Source organism: Ferrimonas balearica (genome assembly GCF_019802055.1).
Taxonomy (GTDB): Bacteria; Pseudomonadota; Gammaproteobacteria; order Enterobacterales; family Shewanellaceae; genus Ferrimonas; species Ferrimonas balearica_A.
In genome coordinates, this window is sequence record NZ_JAHVHW010000004.1 from 17434 (window position 1) to 35839 (window position 18406).

14 protein-coding genes and 3 tRNA genes are annotated in these 18406 nt (G+C 57.5%); 6 read left to right on the top strand and 11 right to left on the bottom strand.

Going from position 1 to position 18406, the window contains the following annotated elements:
- Positions 1 to 3 precede the first annotated feature (3 nt).
- Genes KUV52_RS01050 through KUV52_RS01070 form a run of 5 tightly spaced genes read left to right on the top strand, consistent with a single transcriptional unit; the run spans position 4 to position 5291 of the window.
- Complete coding sequence (locus tag KUV52_RS01050; RefSeq protein ID WP_222524088.1) at positions 4 to 1608, top strand: ABC transporter substrate-binding protein; 1605 nt, start codon at positions 4 to 6, stop codon at positions 1606 to 1608.
- Positions 1609 to 2631 carry an ABC transporter permease gene (locus KUV52_RS01055; RefSeq protein ID WP_222524089.1) on the top strand — a complete coding sequence of 341 codons (1023 nt, stop codon included), beginning with the start codon at positions 1609 to 1611 and terminating at the stop codon, positions 2629 to 2631.
- Positions 2624 to 3514, top strand: a complete 891-nt coding sequence (locus KUV52_RS01060) for an ABC transporter permease subunit (protein ID WP_222524090.1) — start codon at positions 2624 to 2626, stop codon at positions 3512 to 3514. The genes KUV52_RS01055 and KUV52_RS01060 overlap by 8 nt, the downstream gene beginning before the upstream one ends.
- A complete protein-coding gene (locus KUV52_RS01065; protein WP_222524091.1) occupies positions 3514 to 4518 on the top strand; it encodes an oligopeptide/dipeptide ABC transporter ATP-binding protein in 1005 nt (334 codons plus the stop codon). The genes KUV52_RS01060 and KUV52_RS01065 overlap by 1 nt, the downstream gene beginning before the upstream one ends.
- Positions 4515 to 5291: an ATP-binding cassette domain-containing protein gene (locus tag KUV52_RS01070; RefSeq protein WP_222524092.1), complete on the top strand. Its 777-nt coding sequence runs from the start codon at positions 4515 to 4517 to the stop codon at positions 5289 to 5291. The genes KUV52_RS01065 and KUV52_RS01070 overlap by 4 nt, the downstream gene beginning before the upstream one ends.
- A 54-nt stretch (positions 5292 to 5345) precedes the next feature.
- Here KUV52_RS01070 and fabV read toward each other — a convergent pair whose 3' ends face one another.
- The 10 genes from fabV to KUV52_RS01120 all read right to left on the bottom strand — a co-directional run bounded on the left by fabV (position 5346) and on the right by KUV52_RS01120 (position 15868).
- Positions 5346 to 6554, bottom strand: a complete 1209-nt coding sequence (gene fabV / locus KUV52_RS01075; RefSeq protein ID WP_222524093.1) for an enoyl-ACP reductase FabV — start codon at positions 6552 to 6554, stop codon at positions 5346 to 5348.
- A 207-nt stretch (positions 6555 to 6761) separates the two neighbouring features.
- A complete protein-coding gene (locus KUV52_RS01080; protein WP_222524094.1) occupies positions 6762 to 8636 on the bottom strand; it encodes a SurA N-terminal domain-containing protein in 1875 nt (624 codons plus the stop codon).
- A gap of 209 nt (positions 8637 to 8845) precedes the next feature.
- Positions 8846 to 9118, bottom strand: coding sequence for a nucleoid-associated protein HU-beta (gene hupB / locus KUV52_RS01085; RefSeq protein ID WP_222524095.1), 273 nt, complete (start codon positions 9116 to 9118; stop codon positions 8846 to 8848).
- A 277-nt stretch (positions 9119 to 9395) separates the two neighbouring features.
- A complete protein-coding gene (gene lon / locus KUV52_RS01090; protein WP_222524096.1) occupies positions 9396 to 11753 on the bottom strand; it encodes an endopeptidase La in 2358 nt (785 codons plus the stop codon).
- A 129-nt stretch (positions 11754 to 11882) separates the two neighbouring features.
- Entirely contained in the window at positions 11883 to 13160 is a 1278-nt protein-coding gene (gene clpX, locus KUV52_RS01095; RefSeq protein WP_222524097.1) for an ATP-dependent protease ATP-binding subunit ClpX, read from the bottom strand.
- A gap of 64 nt (positions 13161 to 13224) precedes the next feature.
- On the bottom strand, positions 13225 to 13842 hold the full coding sequence (gene clpP, locus KUV52_RS01100; RefSeq protein ID WP_222524098.1) for an ATP-dependent Clp endopeptidase proteolytic subunit ClpP: 618 nt from the start codon (positions 13840 to 13842) through the stop codon (positions 13225 to 13227).
- A gap of 97 nt (positions 13843 to 13939) precedes the next feature.
- Positions 13940 to 15241: a trigger factor gene (gene tig, locus KUV52_RS01105; protein WP_222524099.1), complete on the bottom strand. Its 1302-nt coding sequence runs from the start codon at positions 15239 to 15241 to the stop codon at positions 13940 to 13942.
- Positions 15242 to 15594: 353 nt separating this feature from the next.
- Positions 15595 to 15670: transfer RNA gene (locus KUV52_RS01110), tRNA-His, on the bottom strand.
- Between the two features lie 12 nt (positions 15671 to 15682).
- A tRNA-Arg gene (locus tag KUV52_RS01115) sits at positions 15683 to 15759 on the bottom strand.
- A gap of 32 nt (positions 15760 to 15791) precedes the next feature.
- Positions 15792 to 15868 (bottom strand) — tRNA-Pro (locus KUV52_RS01120).
- 194 nt (positions 15869 to 16062) lie between these two features.
- Here KUV52_RS01120 and folD point away from each other — a divergent pair.
- Positions 16063 to 16917 (top strand): bifunctional methylenetetrahydrofolate dehydrogenase/methenyltetrahydrofolate cyclohydrolase FolD, encoded by an 855-nt coding sequence (folD, locus tag KUV52_RS01125; protein WP_222524100.1) that lies wholly within the window; start codon positions 16063 to 16065, stop codon positions 16915 to 16917.
- A 54-nt stretch (positions 16918 to 16971) separates the two neighbouring features.
- Here folD and cysS read toward each other — a convergent pair whose 3' ends face one another.
- Positions 16972 to 18354, bottom strand: coding sequence for a cysteine--tRNA ligase (gene cysS, locus KUV52_RS01130; protein ID WP_222524101.1), 1383 nt, complete (start codon positions 18352 to 18354; stop codon positions 16972 to 16974).
- Between the last annotated feature and the right edge of the window lie 52 nt (positions 18355 to 18406).

Sequence of the window (18406 nt, forward strand, 5' to 3'; positions counted from 1 at the left end):
ATCATGACAAAATTACGGTTGTTGGTGGCACTCTGTGCTGCCCTGGGGTGGCTGACAGGCTGTGGCGGCGCTTCCGCCCCCCCGTCCGGGTTGGTCTACTGCTCTGAAGGTGACCCGGACAGCTTCAACCCTCAGTTGACCACTTCCGGCACCAGCATCGACGCAAGTGCCAAGCAACTTTACAACCGTCTTCTGCGTTTTGACCCACAAATCGATACCCTGGTGCCGGATCTCGCAACCCATTGGCAGGTCAGCGACGACGGCCTGGAGGTGCGATTTACCCTGCGCCAGAACGTCATGTTCCATACCACAGAGCGCTTCCAGCCTAGCCGCCCCCTGAACGCCGATGATGTGGTGTTCAGCTTTGAGCGGGTGCTGGACCCCAACCATCCGTTCCATGCCATTGGTGGCGGACGCTACCCCTACTTTCAAAGTGCCGGCCTGACAAAGCAGATCAAGGGCATACGTCGCATCGACGACCATCAGGTCGCCTTTGACCTCCACTACGCCAGCGCCAGCTTCCTGTCGGAACTGGCCACCGACTTTGCCATTATCCTCTCGGCCGAATATGGTCAGCAGCTGCTGGACAACCTGACACCCGAGGTTATCGACCTGGAGCCGGTCGGCACCGGTCCCTTTCAGTTGAGCGGGTTCCAGCGTCATCACTACATCCGCTATCAGCGCCACGAGCAGTATTGGGATGGCCCTGTCTCGCTGGAGCAGTTGGTATTCGACATCACGCCTCACAGTACCAGCCGACTGATTAAACTGATTGGCGGCGATTGCGACGTTGCCGCTCTGCCCCAGATCAGTGAACTGTCGGTAATCCAGGCTCAGGACGATCTGGCCGTAGACACCCGGCCCGGACTCAACGTGGCCTACTGGGCCTTCAACACCCAAAAGCCGCCACTGGACAACCCCCTCGTTCGCCGCGCCCTCTCCCTGGCGGTCGATCAGCGCCGTATTCTGGCGGCGGTGTACCACAACACCGCTGTCGCCAGCCATGGCTTGCTGCCCCCCATCTCCTGGGCGTACGATCCCAATACCGCGCTGCCGGAGTACAATCCGGAAAAAGCGCGTCTGCTGTTGGAGCAGGTCGGCGTCGAGCAACTGGATCTGACCATCTGGGCAATGCCGGTGGGCCGAATCTACAACCCCAACGCCATCAAGACCGCGGAGTTGATTCAACAGGATCTGGCCGCCATTGGCGTGAGCAGCCGCATCGTCAGCTACGACTGGACCGTCTTTGTTAACCGCCTCGAATACGCCGAGTACGACACCGTGCTGATTGGCTGGAGCGCGGACACCTACGATCCGGACAACTTCTTTACCCCGTTGCTCAGCTGCGAAGCACTGGTGTTTGGCTCCAACCGGGCCCGCTGGTGCAACCCGGAGTTTGACGCCCTGATGCGTCAGGCTCGTCAATCCAGTAACAAAGAAATCCGAAAGGCCCTGTATGGCCAACTGGAGCATATCCTGCGTCAGGAACTGCCCCTGCTTCCGCTGGCTCATGCCAGTCGGACCCTGGGTCGCCAGCGCGCCTGGCAAGGCCCGATGTTACACACCACCGGTGGAATCGATTTCTCCGCCGTGGTCAAGGAACCCTAGATGTACACCTATCTGTTGCGCCGTATCAATCTGCTGGTGCTCACCACCCTGGTGCTGTTGGGGCTGCTCTATGCGGCGACCCTGATGATGCCGGGTGATCCCATCAGCAATCTCAGCGGCATTCAGGAGCCCACTCTGGCTGAAGAAGCTGAAGTGATCGCTCAGTACCGGCTGGAGCATTCGCTGCTCTCCGGCTACCTGGCCTATGTTCAACACCGCCTCTCCGGTGATCTCGGCCTCTCATTGAGTTCTGGTGAACCGGTTCTTGAGCAGGTGGCCACCTATTTGCCAGCCTCGCTTGAGCTGGCTGTTGTGGCAATGATGCTGGCTCTGGCTGTCGGCATCCCCTTCGGCATTCTCGCCGCCAGCCGTCAGGGCCTGATCCCCAAACTGCTGTGGGCGCTAACCCTGCTGGGATTCTCCCTGCCGGTGTTCTGGCTCGGTTTGTTGCTGATGCTGACCTTTGGCATCCAACTGGATTGGCTTCCGCCCTCCGGCCGATTCAACCTGCTGTATGACGTGCCCGTTCGCAGCGGCTTCCTGCTGCTGGACATCACCCTGTCTGATGCCTCATGGCGCTGGGCGGCCCTGAAAGACGCCATCCATCATCTGGTTCTGCCAGCCGCCGTACTCGCCACCCTGCCCACCACCATCATTGTGCGCACCATTCGCATCGCGATGATTGCTGAGATGGAGAAGAACTACATCCGGGCACTGACCGCCCGAGGCGTACACCGCCTGCGGCTTGTCCTGTTCCACGCGTTGCCCAATGCGCTGGCCCCAATGTTCCGCACACTGAGCCTGCAGATTGGCTCCCTCGCTTCTGCCGCCATCATCGTTGAGGTGATCTTTTCCTGGCCGGGGCTAGGCAGTTGGGTTCTGACGGCACTGCACCAGGGAGACTTCACCGCGCTGCAAGGCGGTATCCTGATGATCTCACTGTTTATTATCGTGCTCGGGATCCTGATGGAGATCCTGCAAGCGTTGCTTAACCCCATCAGTCGGAAAGAGATCCATGGCTAGCCCGCAGCTTTATCACGAGGACAAGATCCCCTCACCCTGGCATCTGATCTGGCAGCACTTCGCCAATCGGCCTACCGCAATGCTTGGGCTCTGGTGCCTGACGCTGGTGGTGCTGATCTCGGTGTTCGGCCCTCTTCTCGCCCCTTATGATGCCGAATTCCAGGCCGCTGACGCCCTGCTTAAGCCGCCATCATGGCATCAGAACGGCTCGGTCGAGTATTTCCTGGGAACCGATGATCTGGGCCGGGACATCTTTTCCCGACTGCTGCACGGCGCACACCTGACCTTTGGTTACGCCGCGCTGATCGTGCTGGTGGCACTGGCCACCGGATTCGTGATTGGCGCGATCTCCGGCATGAGCGAAGGCCTGAAATCCTCAGTGCTGGGCCACCTGCTGGACGCGCTGCTGTCGCTACCCTCAGTGGTACTGGCACTGCTGATCGCCGCCGTTTTGGGACCAGGCCTCGACAACGTGTTCTGGGCGGTGGGGCTGGCCCTGTTGCCGGGCTTTATTCGTGCCGTGCACAACGCCGTGCACGACGAGATGCAGAAAGAGTACGTGATGGCCGCACGACTGGATGGTGCCAGTCGCTGGCAGCAGTTTCGCTACGTGATTCTGCCCAATGTGACCGACGCCATTGTGGTACAGACCACGCTCGCGTTCTCCAACGCCATTCTGGATATTGCCGCACTGGGATTCCTGGCGCTGGGCGCTCAGGCCCCTTCGGCCGAGTGGGGAGCGATGGTTAATCAGGGTCTGGATAATGTCCTCAGCGCCCCCTGGACCGTCACCATGCCCGGACTTGCCATTCTGCTCTCCGTACTGGCCACCAATCTGGTGGGTGACGGCCTGCGCCAGGCCATTGCAGAGGAGCGCGGCTGATGCCCCTGTTGGACATTCGTAATCTGACCATTGAGCTGGATACCCCACACGGCAGAACCGTGGCGCTCGACCGCTTCAGCCTCAAGCTCGGCGAAGGCGAGATCCATGGACTGGTGGGCGAGTCCGGCTCCGGAAAAAGCCTGCTGGCAAAAGCGATTCTGGGGATTGTTGACCGCCGCACCCATGTCCGTGCCGACCGATTAAGCTGGAACGGGCGTAACCTGCTGGAGATGAGCGCATCCGAACGACGCGCCCTGATGGGTCGTGAGATCGCCATGATCTTTCAGGAACCCACCTCCTGCCTCGACCCCTCGGCCCGCATCGGCACCCAACTGCTGGAAGCAATGCCGGAGCCGGAAGGCGTCCGCTGGTGGTGGCAAAAGCGCTCGGCCAAGAAGGCCCATGCCATCCGCCTGTTGCACAAGGTGGGGGTCAAGCAGCACACCAAGATGATGAAAGCCTTCCCCTGGGAATTGACCGACGGGCAAGCGCATAAGGTGATGCTGGCCATGGCACTGGCCCACCAGCCTAAACTGCTGATTGCCGACGAGCCGACCACCGGTTTGGAAACCGCTACTCAGGCCCAGATCTACCGTCTTCTGGATAAGCTGAACCAGTTGCGGGGCGTCGCCATCCTGTTGATCAGCCACGACCTTGACTCAGTAGCCCGCCTGGCCAAGAAAATCAGCGTACTCTACTGTGGCCAACTGATGGAGTCAGGGCGTGCGAAACAGTTGCTGAATAAGCCGATGCACCCTTACACCCAGGCATTGATCCAGAGCGCGCTGACCACCAGCAGTCACCTGGAAGCCAAGAGCCCGCTGTCGGCGCTGCCCGGTGGCATCCCTCCCATGCATCACCTGCCGGTCGGGTGTCGATTGGGCCCACGCTGCCCCTATGCCCGCCGCGAGTGCGTGCAGCCACCCAGGATCCGCACCCAGATGGGTCAGGCGTTCCGTTGCCACTATCCCCTTAACCCCATTAAGAAGGAGCCGCAGGCATGAGTGCGTTGCTGGAAGTGCGCCAGTTGCACAAGCGTTTCCCGGTCGGCGGCTGGTGGCGACGTCAGTACCACACCGCGCTGTCGCCCCTCTCTTTCGATCTGGAAGCGGGACAGACATTGGCGTTTGTTGGTGAAGCGGGCTCAGGCCGGACGACACTGGCACGGATCCTCACTGGCGCGCAAACCCGCACCGGGGGACAGATCCTGCTGGACGGCAAAGAGTTGGAAAGCCGCAACTATCGCCAGCGCAGCCGGCTGATCCGGATGATTTTCCAGGACCCCAGCACCTCGATGAACCCACGCCTGAGGATTGGCGAGCAGTTAGAGGAGCCGCTGATCTTCAACACCGACATGGATTCGGAAGCACGACGCGCCGCGGTGGAGGAGATCCTGAGCCGGGTAGGCCTGCTGCGTGAGCACGCGGATTTCTATCCCCATATGCTGGCTCCGGGCCAACGCCAACGTATCGCCATCGCCAGGGCACTGATGCTGGAGCCTAAGATCATCGTCGCCGATGAGACCTTTACCGGCCTGGATACCTCCATTCGGGCCCAGTGCATCAATCTGTTGCTGCAACTGCAGCGGGAGTTGGGGCTGGCCTACGTACTGATGTCTCACGATCTGGGGCTGGTTCGCCATATGGCGGACCGGGTGATCGTGATGAAATCCGGACAGGTGGTTGAAGAGGGGCTGACCCGAGAGGTCTTTGATGATCCGCAGCACGAGTACACCAAGCGGCTTCTGGAAGAGCAGGTGTTTCGTCTGGAGCGATAACCCCGGGCACAAAAAAGGGAGCGTAATACGCTCCCTTCTCTTTTTCCGGAAAGGTTAGCCTTCCAGGGTAATCACGTCGAACGGCACAACCGGATCCACGTCGGCGTCGTAATCCACACCCTCAAGGCCAAAACCAAACAGGCTGAGGAACTCCTCTTTGTACTCAACGTAGTCGGTCAGTTCCTTCAGGTTCTCGTCGGTCAACTGCGGCCAGAGAGCCTTACAGTGGGCCTGGATGTGGTCCTGAAGCTCCAGGTCGTCCAGACGCAGGCGGTTCTCTTCGTCGGTCTGAGGCGCGGTGCCGTCGGCCTTGTAGAGGCGCTCGTTGAACATACGGAAGATCTGCTCGATACAGCCTTCGTGAACACCCTCTTCGCGCATCTTTTTGAACACCATGGCGATGTACAGGGGCATCACCGGAATGGCGGAGGAGGCCTGAGTCACCACGGATTTCAGAACGGCCACATTGGCTGCGCCGCCGATGCTGGAGAGATGGTCATCCAGCGCCTTGGCAGCACGATCCAAATCTTTCTTAGCTTCGCCCAGAGCACCATGCCAGTAGATTGGCCAGGTGATTTCAGTGCCGATGTAGCTGTAAGCCACGGTACGGCAACCCTCAGCCAGTACACCGGCCTCGGACAGCGCCTGGATCCAAAGTTCCCAGTCCTGGCCGCCCATTACAGTAACGGTGTCCTGAACCTCCTGCTCGTTCGCCGGCTCAATGCTGGCTTCGAACAGGGTGTCCTTGTTGGTGTCAACGGCGGTGGCGGTGTAGGTCTGGCCCATCGGCTTCAGGGAGGAGCGAATCAGTTCCCCGGATTCCGGCATCTTACGCACCGGAGAGGCCAGAGAGTAAACCACCAGATCAACCTGACCCAGGTCTTCCTTAATCAGTTCAATCGCTTTCTGCTTGGCCTGGTGAGAGAAAGCGTCACCATTGATGCTCTTGGCGTACAGGCCCGCTTCGTGGGCCGCCTTGTCAAACGCAGCGGCGTTATACCAGCCAGCGGTACCCGGCTTCTTTTCGGACGCCGGCTTTTCAAAGAACACACCGATGGTGGCAGCACCACCACCGAAGGCCGAAACCACTCGGGAGGCCAGGCCGTAACCACTGGAGGAGCCCACCACCAGCACCCGCTTCGGCGCATTGGCAATGGCACCCTGGCTCTGGGTGTAGGCAATTTGATCCCGCACGTTCTTCTCACAACCTACCGGATGGGTGGTGGTGCAGATGAAACCTCGGATTTTCGGCTTGATGATCATGTCATGATTCCCTTAAACCAGCCCCGGGGAAGTGGGACCTGAGTCTGTGGCCGGCAAACTACGGGCCGGCAAGATAAAGCTTGTGCGCAAGGTTAACCCAGAACCGGGGCCTCTTGAAGCCAAAGCAAGGTGATCCGACCTGCCCGACTACCGGAGTTGCGCCCATAAAAAACGGCGGCCCAGGGCCGCCGTTTCATTCTAGAGTCCTTACTGGATCTCTTGAGCCTCTGCGCGGTCCAGGTAGCGGATTTCCGCTTCTGCACGCAGGCTGTCAATCAGTGAACGGTAGTCTGCTTCGCTCATCTGCTGAGCCAGTCGACCTTTCAGCGCACCAACCAGTTCTGCCTGAGCTTCCCCATCGCTCACCTTATCCAGAGCCACGATGGCAATGTCACCGCTGGGCAGACGGAAGTGGTTAAACTCGGAACCGTTCGCCGGCTTGCTCATGGTAAACACGGACTGTACCAGAGTGGGATCCAGGTCCGCCTGACCGAAACGGCCAACACCATTCACAGCAATCACGCCTTCCGGCTCGTTGCCCGCTTTCCACTCCGCTTCGATGGCGGCAGCGTCTGCCATCGCCTTCTCACTGGCCTTATCGGTGGCCAGCTTCTCGCGGATGCGGTCTTTCACTTCGTCCAGAGACTCTGTGCCAGCGGCCTGATGCTCGCTCACGCGCAGTACCAGGATGTGGCCGTTGTCGATCTGCACCACTTCGGAGTTCATACCATCCAGCAGCACAGAATCGGAGAACGCTGCAGCCAGGGCACGCGGGTTATCCAGCGGAGCCGGCGCATTGCTGCGGGAGAACTGTTCAGTGCGCTTCACCTCACCACCCACCGCTTCGGCGGTTTCGGTCAGGCTATCGGGCACCTGGAAGCTCACGTCAGCCAGTTGCTGCTGCAGACCATAAAACTCAGTCTGAGCCTTGTCAGCCTTGAGGGTGTCGATGATGCTGCTCTTCACCTCTTCAAACGGACGCTGAGTGGCCGCTTCAATCTGCTTGGCATTGACGATCTGGAAACCGTACTCGGTTTCAATCACATCAGAGGTACCGCCCTGCTCCAGTGCAAACAGTGCTTGATCAAACGCCGGATCCATCTGACCGGGGGTCATCCAATCCAGTTCACCACCGTTTTCGGCAGTAAAGGTATCGTCGGAGGCGTCAGCGGCCACATCGGCAAAGGCTTCACCGGCACGGATCCGTGCCAGAGCTGCTTCCGCGCGAGCCTTAGCATCGTCGCCTTCAAACAGCATGTGAGCCGCCAGACGGCGCTCAGGCTGACGATAGGCCATGGCCTGAGCGTCATAGAAGGCTTTGGCTTCTTCGTCGGTAACCACAACGTCTTTCGCCAGGTCGGAAACCGCCAGCTCAACGTATTCAACCGCCACCTCTTCCGGAGTCGCGAAACGGGCTTTGTTAGCCTCGTAGAAATCGCTGATCTCCTGCTCGCTCACCTCGATGCCGTTGCTGAAGTCCTCCTGAGACACCAGCAGGTAACGCAGGTCACGAGTCTGCTGCTGCAGCGCAGTCAATGCCTGTGCTTCAGCGTCGGTGACAAACTCACTGCCCAGCAGACCCACCATCAGTTGCTGACGGCTCATGTCACGACGCAGCATGTCACGCAATTGAACACCACTCAGGTTGTTCTGACGCAGTACCGCCTGATAGCGCTCATTGTCGAACTTGCCATCCACCTGAAACTCCGGCATGGCCACAATGGCCTGCTGGATCTGAGCGTCGGAAACCCGCAGACCCATCGCCAGCACTTTCTGATCGATCAAGCGTTCGGCAATCAGGCGATCCAGCACGCTTTGGCGCAGACCAGCCATGTAGGTGGGATCAGCGGCGAGGCTATCAAACATTTCGCCCAACTGAGCGCGCATTCGAGCCTGCTCGTTCTGGAACGCCTGGTCCAGGTCGTAGCGGGTGATCTCTTCACCATTGACCTCGGCCGCCAGCATCTCGCTGTTGCCGCCCAGGTAGCTGTATACGCCGGTCAAGGCGAATGACAGGATCACTGCCCCAAGAATGATCTTGGCGGCCACTCCCTGTGAACCTTCGCGGATCTTTTCTAACATCGACCTTCTCTTAATTCGAATCGGTTTTCGGAATGGTTCGCAGTGTCATAAAAAAAGCGCATCTATGCAAGATGCGCTTCTTATTGCGTGACACCGTAGTCGTCAATTTTTGACCATTTAGGTCGGTTACCTGCAAAAACAGGCTGCGTCTACCGCATCAAACAATAACGCTCAAGCAGGGGCTTGAGCGTTAGTGCGTAAACCAGTTCTTAGTTTACAGCGTCTTTCAGCGCCTTACCGGCTTTAAAGGCAGGAATCTTCGCAGCAGCGATCTTGATTTCCTTGCCAGTCTGCGGGTTGCGGCCAGTGCGCTCAGCACGCTCACGCACTTCGAAAGTACCGAAACCTACCAGAGAGATTTTCTCACCGTCTTTCAGAGAAGTGGTGATCGCATCGATAAAAGAGTCCAGCGCACGGCCAGCAGCCGCTTTAGAAATGTCCGCGCCAGAAGCAATTTGATCGATCAGTTGAGACTTGTTCATATCATCCCCTTGAATGCAATTATTCGCGCCGTCGCCTGTCCATTAAAGCGCGGTCTGCGGAAGTTTTATAGCAAGCTTGAAATAGAAGTTCAAGCGCTATACAGACAGCAAAATCCATTAATTGGATACGGCTCAAACCCAGTCCTGTAGCGGTTTGCAGCAAGGTCTGGGTTGCGTCAGTTCCCTACACTACCACGTATTTTTTCGTTGAAAAGCCCTTTTTAAGCATCTTGGGACAAAAAATGCGCCCATTTGGGCGCATTGAGATATTGAATGCTTATTTTGTGGCTTTGAGCACTTCAAATCCTTCCGGTGGATTCTCCAAAGCCAAGCTCAAGACTTCATCAATCCAACGAACGGCGCGAATATCCAGATCCGCTTTTACGTTATCCGGAATCTCTTCCAAGTCACGTTCGTTTTCTTTCGGGATAAGTACACGTTTAATGCCACCGCGATGCGCCGCGAGCAACTTCTCTTTCAGGCCACCAATAGGCAGTACTTCGCCCCTCAGCGTAATTTCACCGGTCATGGCCACATCGGCTCTTACCGGGTTTCCGGTCAGGCTGGAAACCAACGCCGTGCACATCGCGATGCCCGCTGACGGACCATCTTTCGGTGTCGCCCCTTCCGGTACGTGCACGTGAATATCGCGCTTCTCATAGAAGTCAGGCGCCACACGAAGTTTCTCGGCACGGGCCCGGACGACAGTCACTGCCGCCTGGATGGACTCCTGCATAACATCGCCGAGTGAACCGGTGAAAGTCAGCTTACCTTTGCCGGGCACCGCAGTGGTTTCGATGGTCAGCAGATCACCGCCCACTTCGGTCCAGGCCAAACCGGTCACCTGACCAACCTGGTTGCTCTCTTCCGCTTTGCCGTAGTCGAAACGCTGTACCCCAAGGAACTCTTTGAGGTTGTCGATGTTCACCACTACCGGCTTACTCTGCTTGCCAAGCAGGATCTGCTTAACCGCCTTGCGGCAGATTTTAGAGATCTCTCGCTCCAGACTACGCACGCCCGCTTCACGGGTGTAATAGCGGATGATGCCGATAATGGCGCTGTCCTCAACCTTCAGTTCGTCCGCCTTTACGCCATTGCGCTTCAACTGCTTCGGCAGCAGGTGCTGCAGAGCAATATTCAGCTTTTCGTCTTCGGTGTAACCGGACAGACGAATCACTTCCATACGATCCAGCAAAGGACCGGGAATATTCATGGAGTTGGAGGTGGCAACGAACATCACATCGGAGAGGTCGTAATCCACCTCGAGGTAGTGATCGTTAAAGGCGTTGTTCTGCTCCGGATCCAGCACTTCCAGCAGTGCGGACGCCGGGTCGCCCCGCATGTCGGAGCTCATCTTGTCGATCTCGTCCAGCAGGAACAGCGGGTTCTTCACACCCACTTTGGACATCTTCTGGATCAGCTTGCCCGGCATGGAGCCGATGTAGGTGCGACGGTGACCGCGGATCTCCGCTTCATCCCGTACGCCGCCCAACGCCATGCGAACGTATTTACGACCGGTTGCCTTGGCAATGGATTGGCCCAGAGAGGTTTTACCCACCCCCGGCGGTCCCACCAGACACAGGATTGGGCCTTTGAGCTGCTTCACCCGGGCTTGTACCGCGAGGTATTCCAGGATGCGCTCTTTTACTTTGTCCAAACCAAAGTGGTCGGCATCCAGCACTTCGCTGGCAACAGCAAGGTCTTTCTTCACCTTGGAGCGCTTGGCCCAGGGCACGCCCACCATCCAGTCGATGTAGCTACGAACCACTGTGGCTTCCGCGGACATGGGAGACATCATCTTGAGCTTATTCAGCTCAGCGACGGTCTTATCCTTGGCTTCCGCAGGCATGCGCGCTTCGTCGATCTTCTTGGACAGCGCTTCAAACTCATCCGGCGCATCATCCAGCTCACCCAGCTCTTTCTGGATCGCCTTCATCTGCTCGTTGAGGTAGTACTCGCGCTGACTCTTCTCCATCTGCTTTTTGACCCGGGTACGGATCTTCTTCTCCACCTGCAGGATGTCGATCTCAGACTCCATGGTGGCCATCAGATATTCGAGGCGCTCACCCACATCCACCATCTCTACCACCGCCTGCTTATCGGAAAGCTTCAGTGGCATATGGGCAGCCATGGTGTCAGCCAGACGCGCGGCTTCGTCGATGCCGTTCAGCGAGGTCAGGACTTCCGGCGGAATCTTCTTGTTGAGCTTGATGTAGCCTTCAAACTGGCTGATGGCGGTGCGTACCAGCACCTCCTCTTCCCGCTCAGGCATCGGCTTGGAGGTCAGGAACTGCGCCTCGGCAACGAAGAAGGGGTCCACTTCGGTCATCTGCTGGATGCGGGCCCGCTGGCCACCCTCAACCAGCACCTTAACGGTGCCATCGGGCAGCTTGAGTAATTGAAGGATGGAAGCGACGGTACCGACCTGATAGATCTCATCTTCGGTCGGGTCGTCCTGGTCGGCCTCACGCTGGGCCACCAGTAATACCTGCTTCTCCTGTTCCATTGCCGCTTCCAGGCAATGGATTGACTTTTCTCGACCCACAAAGAGAGGGATCACCATGTGGGGGTAGACCACCACGTCCCTGAGTGGGAGCACAGGAATGACAACGTGGTCAGAACGCTCTAGGGTCATCGCTCGATTCCGTTTTGCTGCAGGATAAATAAGGGAGATATCCAGTATATGGGGCTGGATCGACAGGATTCAATGACAGGGGCACAAAAAAAGGGACCCTAATGGTCCCTTTTTCATCAATCATTTGGCTTACTCAGCGGAAGCCGCCTGGGCATCACCGTTGTAGATCATCAGCGGAGCGGTTTCGCCCTTGATAACAGACTCGTCCACAACCACTTTCGCCACATCCTGAACGGATGGCAGGTCGTACATGGTATCCAGCAGCACGCCTTCAACGATGGAGCGCAGACCACGAGCACCGGTTTTCCGTTCCATCGCTTTGCGGGCAATGGCACGCAGCGCGTCTTCACGGAACTCCAGCTCAACACCTTCCAGATCGAACAGCGCACCGTACTGCTTAGTCAGCGCGTTCTTCGGTTCCTGAAGGATCTGGATCAAGGCGTCTTCATCCAGTTCGCCCAGAGTGGCAACCACAGGCAGACGACCGATGAACTCGGGAATCAGGCCGTACTTCACCAGATCTTCCGGCTCAACCCGGGCAAAGGTTTCAGTCAGGGACTTACCGTCATCCTTACTGCGAACCTCGGCGCCGAAACCGATGCCGGTGCCGGTAAAGGCACGCTGCTCAATCACCTTATCCAGACCGGCAAACGCGCCGCCACAGATAAACAGGATCTTGGAGGTATCGACCTGCAGAAACTCCTGTTGCGGGTGCTTACGTCCACCCTGAGGCGGTACTGCGGCCACTGTGCCTTCAATCAGCTTCAGCAGCGCCTGCTGTACCCCTTCCCCGGACACGTCACGGGTGATGGAGGGGTTATCAGACTTGCGGGAGATCTTGTCGATCTCATCGATGTAGACGATGCCGCGCTGGGCCTTCTCCACATCGTAATCGCACTTCTGCAGCAGTTTCTGGATGATGTTCTCCACATCCTCACCCACGTAACCGGCTTCGGTCAGGGTGGTGGCGTCTGCCATGGTGAAGGGCACATCCAGCAAGCGGGCCAGCGTTTCGGCCAGCAGGGTTTTACCAGAACCGGTGGGACCGATCAGCAGGATGTTACTCTTGCCCAGTTCCACTTCCGCCTCATCACCACCGTGGCGCAGGCGCTTGTAGTGGTTGTAGACGGCCACGGCCAGTACCTTCTTGGCCTGTTCCTGGCCAATCACGTACTCGTCCAGGTGCGCCCGGATCTCATGCGGGGTCGGCAAACGGTCGGAGGCGCGTTTAGGCGCCAGCTCCTTTACCTCCTCGCGGATGATGTCGTTGCACAGGTCAACGCACTCATCACAAATGTAAACAGAGGGACCCGCGATCAGCTTGCGTACTTCGTGCTGACTCTTTCCACAGAAAGAGCAGTACAGCAGCTTGCTGTTATCGCCATCTCCCTTCTTGATATCACTCATCAACGACCTCGTAGTGCTGGTGCGTTACGGTATATAGAGTCTAAGACAGGCTTAATCGCTTTGCTTATTCAGCAGCACGGCGGTTCATTACAGAATCGACCAGACCATACTCCACGGAATCCGCGGCGCTCATAAAGTTGTCACGGTCAGTGTCACGCTCAATCACTTCCAGCGGCTGACCGGTGTGCTCTGCCAGCAACACGTTGAGCTTATGTTTGATGCCCAGAATCTCCTGAGCGTGAATGGCGATGTCAGAAGCCTGGCCCTGGAAGCCGCCCAGAGGCTGATGGATCATCACCCGGCTGTTGGGCAGACAGTGACGCTTGCCCTTGGCACCACCGGCCAACAGGAAGGCGCCCATGCTGGCAGCCTGCCCCATACACACCGTGCTCACGTCCGGCTTGATGAACTGCATGGTGTCGTAGATCGACATACCGGCAGTCACGGAGCCACCCGGGGAGTTGATGTACAGGTAGATGTCCTTGTCCGGGTTCTCCGACTCGAGAAACAGCAACTGCGCCACGACCAAGTTGGCCATATGGTCTTCCACCGGGCCGGTAAGGAAGATAATCCGCTCTTTGAGCAGGCGGGAGTAGATGTCGTAGGAGCGTTCGCCCTTGGCGGTCTGTTCCACCACCATGGGGATAAGCGCATTCAGGGGAGAATCAAGCAGATGCTGCATAAGTTTTCCGTCTTCCTAACAAAATGGCCCGCATGAGCGAAGCCTCATACGAGCCATTATAAGATTGGCCGAGGCGGCCAAGTCAAATCAACTTCGCTTAGCGCTGTTGATTCATGAACTCATCAAAGTTCACGGCTTTCTCAGTAACTTTCGCTTCAGCAAGGATAGCTTCAACTGCTTGTTCTTCCAGGGCAACATTGCGCATGTTCTGCATCATTTCCTGGTTGCCTTTGTAGTAGTCCACAACTTCCTGCGGATCTTCGTAGGCAGAAGCCATGGAAGCGATCAGAGCGTCAACGCGCTCGTCTTCTACTTTCAGGTCTTTACCCTTGATCACTTCGCCCAGCAGCAGGCCGATCTGTACGCGGCGCTTGGCTTCGTCCTGGAACAGCTCAGCCGGCAGTTCCGGCATGTTGTTGCCCTGCATGCCACCGAAGCGCTGCATGGCCTGCTGACGCAGAACATTGATTTCGGAAGCGATCAGAGCCTGCGGCATGTCGATGTCGTTGGCCTTAACCAGACCGTCGATAACCTGCTGCTTAACGGCGTTCTTCAGAGCTTGAGCCAGTTCACGCTCCATGTTCTTCTGAACTTCGGCGCGCAGGGCTTCAACGCCACCTTCGGCGATGCCGAACTTAACCACGAACTCGTCGTTCAGCTCAGGCAGAACCTGCTCTTCAACGCTGTGCAGTTTGATGGCGAACTGAGCGGCTTTGCCTTTCAGGTTCTCAGCGTGGTACTCCTCAGGGAAGTTCACGTCGATGGTGAACTCGTCGCCGGCTTTGTGGCCTTTAACGCCCTCTTCGAAGCCCGGGATCATGCGGCCGGAGCCGATAACCAGCTCGAAGCCTTCCGCTTTGCCGCCTTCGAACTCTTCACCGTCGATGGAACCGGTGAAGTCGATCTTGGCCTTGTCGTTGTCGCCAGCTTCGCGGTCTACTGCTTTGAACTCAGCGTGTTGCTTACGCAGAGTTTCCAGCATGGTGTCCACGTCAGCTTCAGTCACGTCGCAAGTCGGCTTTTCAACTTCGATTGCGTCCAGGCCTTTCACTTCCACTTCCGGGTAAACCTCGAAGATGGCCGCGAATTCCAGGTCAGCACCCTCTTCGTTCTTCAGAGGCTCGAACTTCGGCATACCAGCCGGGTTGATCTTCTGCTCAACGATGGCCTGGAAGAAGCTCTGCTGCATTACGTCGCCCATTACCTGAGCGCGGATGGAGGCGCCGAAGCGCTTCTTGAATACAGAAACCGGCACTTTGCCAGGGCGGAAGCCATCCAGACGTACACGTTTGGCTTCTTTCTTCATCTCTTCCTGCACCTTGGGCTCAAAATCAGCAGCCGCGATGGTGATGGTCATGCGGCGTTCCAGGCCCTGGGTGGTTTCAACGGAAACTTGCATTTCGTTACCTCAAGTACTCGATATTCTTGTGCAAACCAGCGGTTCATCCACTGGCAAAAAATCCGGCCTCAGTTGCCCTGAATGGAGCAAAACTGAGGAAAAGTCGGCGTCCACGCCGGGATCAAGACGCGCCATTATAGCGATAGCACCCATTAGAGTCGAGATTCAGCTGGACAGAGAATAAGCAGGGGAAAATGCAGCAAGGGTAAGATTTCACAGCGATACCATCATTCGCCGTGGGCCCCTTTCAGATTGGTGGCGCAGGAAGCGGAACCAAGCCGGAACCCAAACAGAGTGAGACAGGAGAGCAGATACGAAAAAGCCCCGGAAAAACCGGGGCTTAATCTGAATGATGGGGTGGCTGACGGGACTTGAACCCGCGACAACCGGAATCACAATCCGGGACTCTACCAACTGAGCTACAGCCACCACTGTGTTGCATGGCACGCCCGGCAGGACTCGAACCTGCGGCCAGCTGCTTAGAAGGCAGCTGCTCTATCCAGCTGAGCTACGGGCGCAGAAACAGGGTTTACCTTGCGTACCTTAAAAGTGGTCGGTGAAGAGGGATTCGAACCCCCGACCCTCTGGTCCCAAACCAGATGCGCTACCAGGCTGCGCTATTCACCGATCAAATTGTTGAGTCAGGACTGTGCCTCTCAACGGGGGCGCATATTAGCGCTGCCCCTGGGTGGCGTCAAACCTTTTTTCCAACTGTCACGCTGATTGTGCAAACCTTACACAACCAGCTTAACCATAGCTGTGACAGAGTTGGCAAGCGTTGGTAAAATGCCGCCGCCATCACACTTTATACAGAGTTTTTCATGCCAGCAGCCATCATTGACGGAAAAGCGATTGCCGCCTCTCTACGCCAAACCATTCAGACCTCCGTGGCCAAACGGGTTCATCAGGGCCATCGTCCACCGGGCCTTGCCGTAATCCTGGTGGGACAGGACCCGGCCTCCCAGGTCTACGTTGGCAACAAACGCCGCGCCTGCGAGCAAGTGGGCTTCCTCTCGAAAAGCTACGACCTCCCCTCCGATACGCCTGAATCCGAACTGCTGAGCCTGATTGACAACCTGAACAGTGATACCACCATCGACGGTATCCTGGTGCAACTTCCCCTCCCCGCCCACATCGACAGCGCCAAAGTGATTGAGCGTATTCATCCGAAAAAAGATGTGGATGGTTTCCACCCCTACAATGTTGGCCGGTTGGCCCAACGCATCCCGGTGCTGCGTCCCTGTACGCCGATGGGGATCATGACACTGATCGAATCCACCGGTGTGCCCACCCACGGACTCCATGCGGTGGTGGTTGGCGCGTCCAATATCGTCGGTCGCCCCATGACACTGGAGCTGTTGCTGGCTGGCTGCACCACCACCACCTGCCATCGCTTTACTCAGGATCTGAAAGCCGAGGTGGAGCGGGCGGACCTGCTGGTGGTGGCGGTAGGCAAGCCCCACTTTATCCCGGGAGAGTGGATCAAGCCCGGCGCCATCGTGATCGATGTAGGCATCAATCGCCTTGAGGACGGTCGTCTGGTTGGGGATGTGGAGTACGATTCCGCCGCTGAACGGGCCGCACACATTACCCCGGTTCCCGGCGGTGTGGGCCCCATGACCATCGCCAGTCTGTTGCAGAACACCCTGTTTGCCTGTGAGCAGTACCACAGCTGAGTGTGGAGATAATAAAAAAGCCCGCATCTGCGGGCTTTTTTATTTGGTGGTCATTTACTTGCGGCGCCAGGAAGTGCCACCGGCACCATCTTCCAGCACAATGCCCATGGCAGTCAGCTCGTCACGAGCGGCATCAGCCGCCGCCCAGTCCTTGCTGGCACGGGCGTCGTTACGGGCCTTGATCAACCCTTCAATCTTCGCCACTTCATCATCATCGCCGCCACCTTGCAGGAAGGCCTCAGGAGCCTGCTCCAGCAGACCCAGAGTGGCGCCAAGATGGCGCATCAGGCCAGCTAGGTGAGCCGCTTGCTCCGCTTCGCCATCCTCTTTGGTGATGTTCAGCTCGCGAGCCAGATCGAACAGCACCGGCAGCGCTTCCGCGGTGTTGAAGTCGTCGTCCATCGCAGCGTTAAAGCGGCGTACGTGGTCGTTATCCAGATTCACCTCAGTGGCCGGAGTCACACCACGCAGGGCGGTGTACAGGCGCTCCAGCGCCGCATGGGCCTGGTTGAGGTTCTCCTCGGAGTAGTTCAACTGGCTGCGGTAGTGGCTGGACAGCAGGAAGTAGCGGACCGATTCAGCCTGGTACGCCTTAAGCACTTCCCGGATGGTGAAGAAGTTGTTCAGGGACTTGGACATCTTCTCCTTGTTCACCTGCACCATACCGGAGTGGATCCAGTAGTTCACGTAGTTGGTGTCGTGCGCACAGCAGCTCTGCGCCACCTCGTTCTCGTGGTGCGGGAACATCAGGTCAGAGCCACCACCGTGGATATCAAACACCTTACCCAGGTGCTTGCCATTCATAGCGGAACACTCAATGTGCCACCCTGGACGACCTTCGCCCCAGGGGGAGGACCAGCTTGGTTCACCCGGCTTGGCGCTCTTCCACAGAGCGAAATCCATCGGGTTACGTTTGCTTTCATCTACCTCAACCCGGGCACCGGATTGCAGCTGCTCCAAATCCTGACGGGAGAGCTTGCCGTAGTCAGCGAAGCTTTTCACTTCGAACCAGACATCGCCAGCATCAGTCACGTAGGCGTGACCCTTGTCCACCAGAGTCTGAATGATGTCGATGATCTCCCCCATATGACCGGTTACGGTCGGTTCGATATCGGGGCGCACCAGGTTCAGCGCATCAAAATCCTCGTACATCGCCTGGGTAAAGCGAGCCACCAGCGCATCGCAGCTTTCACCGTTTTCAGCCGCACGCTTGATGATCTTATCGTCCACATCGGTGATGTTACGAACGTAGGTCACATCCAGGCCCTTGCTGCGCAGATAGCGCACCATGGTGTCGAAAGCGACATAGGTCCGGGCATGGCCGATGTGACAGTAGTCGTAGATGGTTACCCCACACACATACAGGCCCACTTTGCCGGGCTCGATGGGTTTAAATTCCTCTTTCTGTCGTGTCAGGGTATTGAATATCTGCAACATCGTATAACTCGTTAATGCCAATGCCTTGTGGCCAAAACAAAGACGGCAGTCT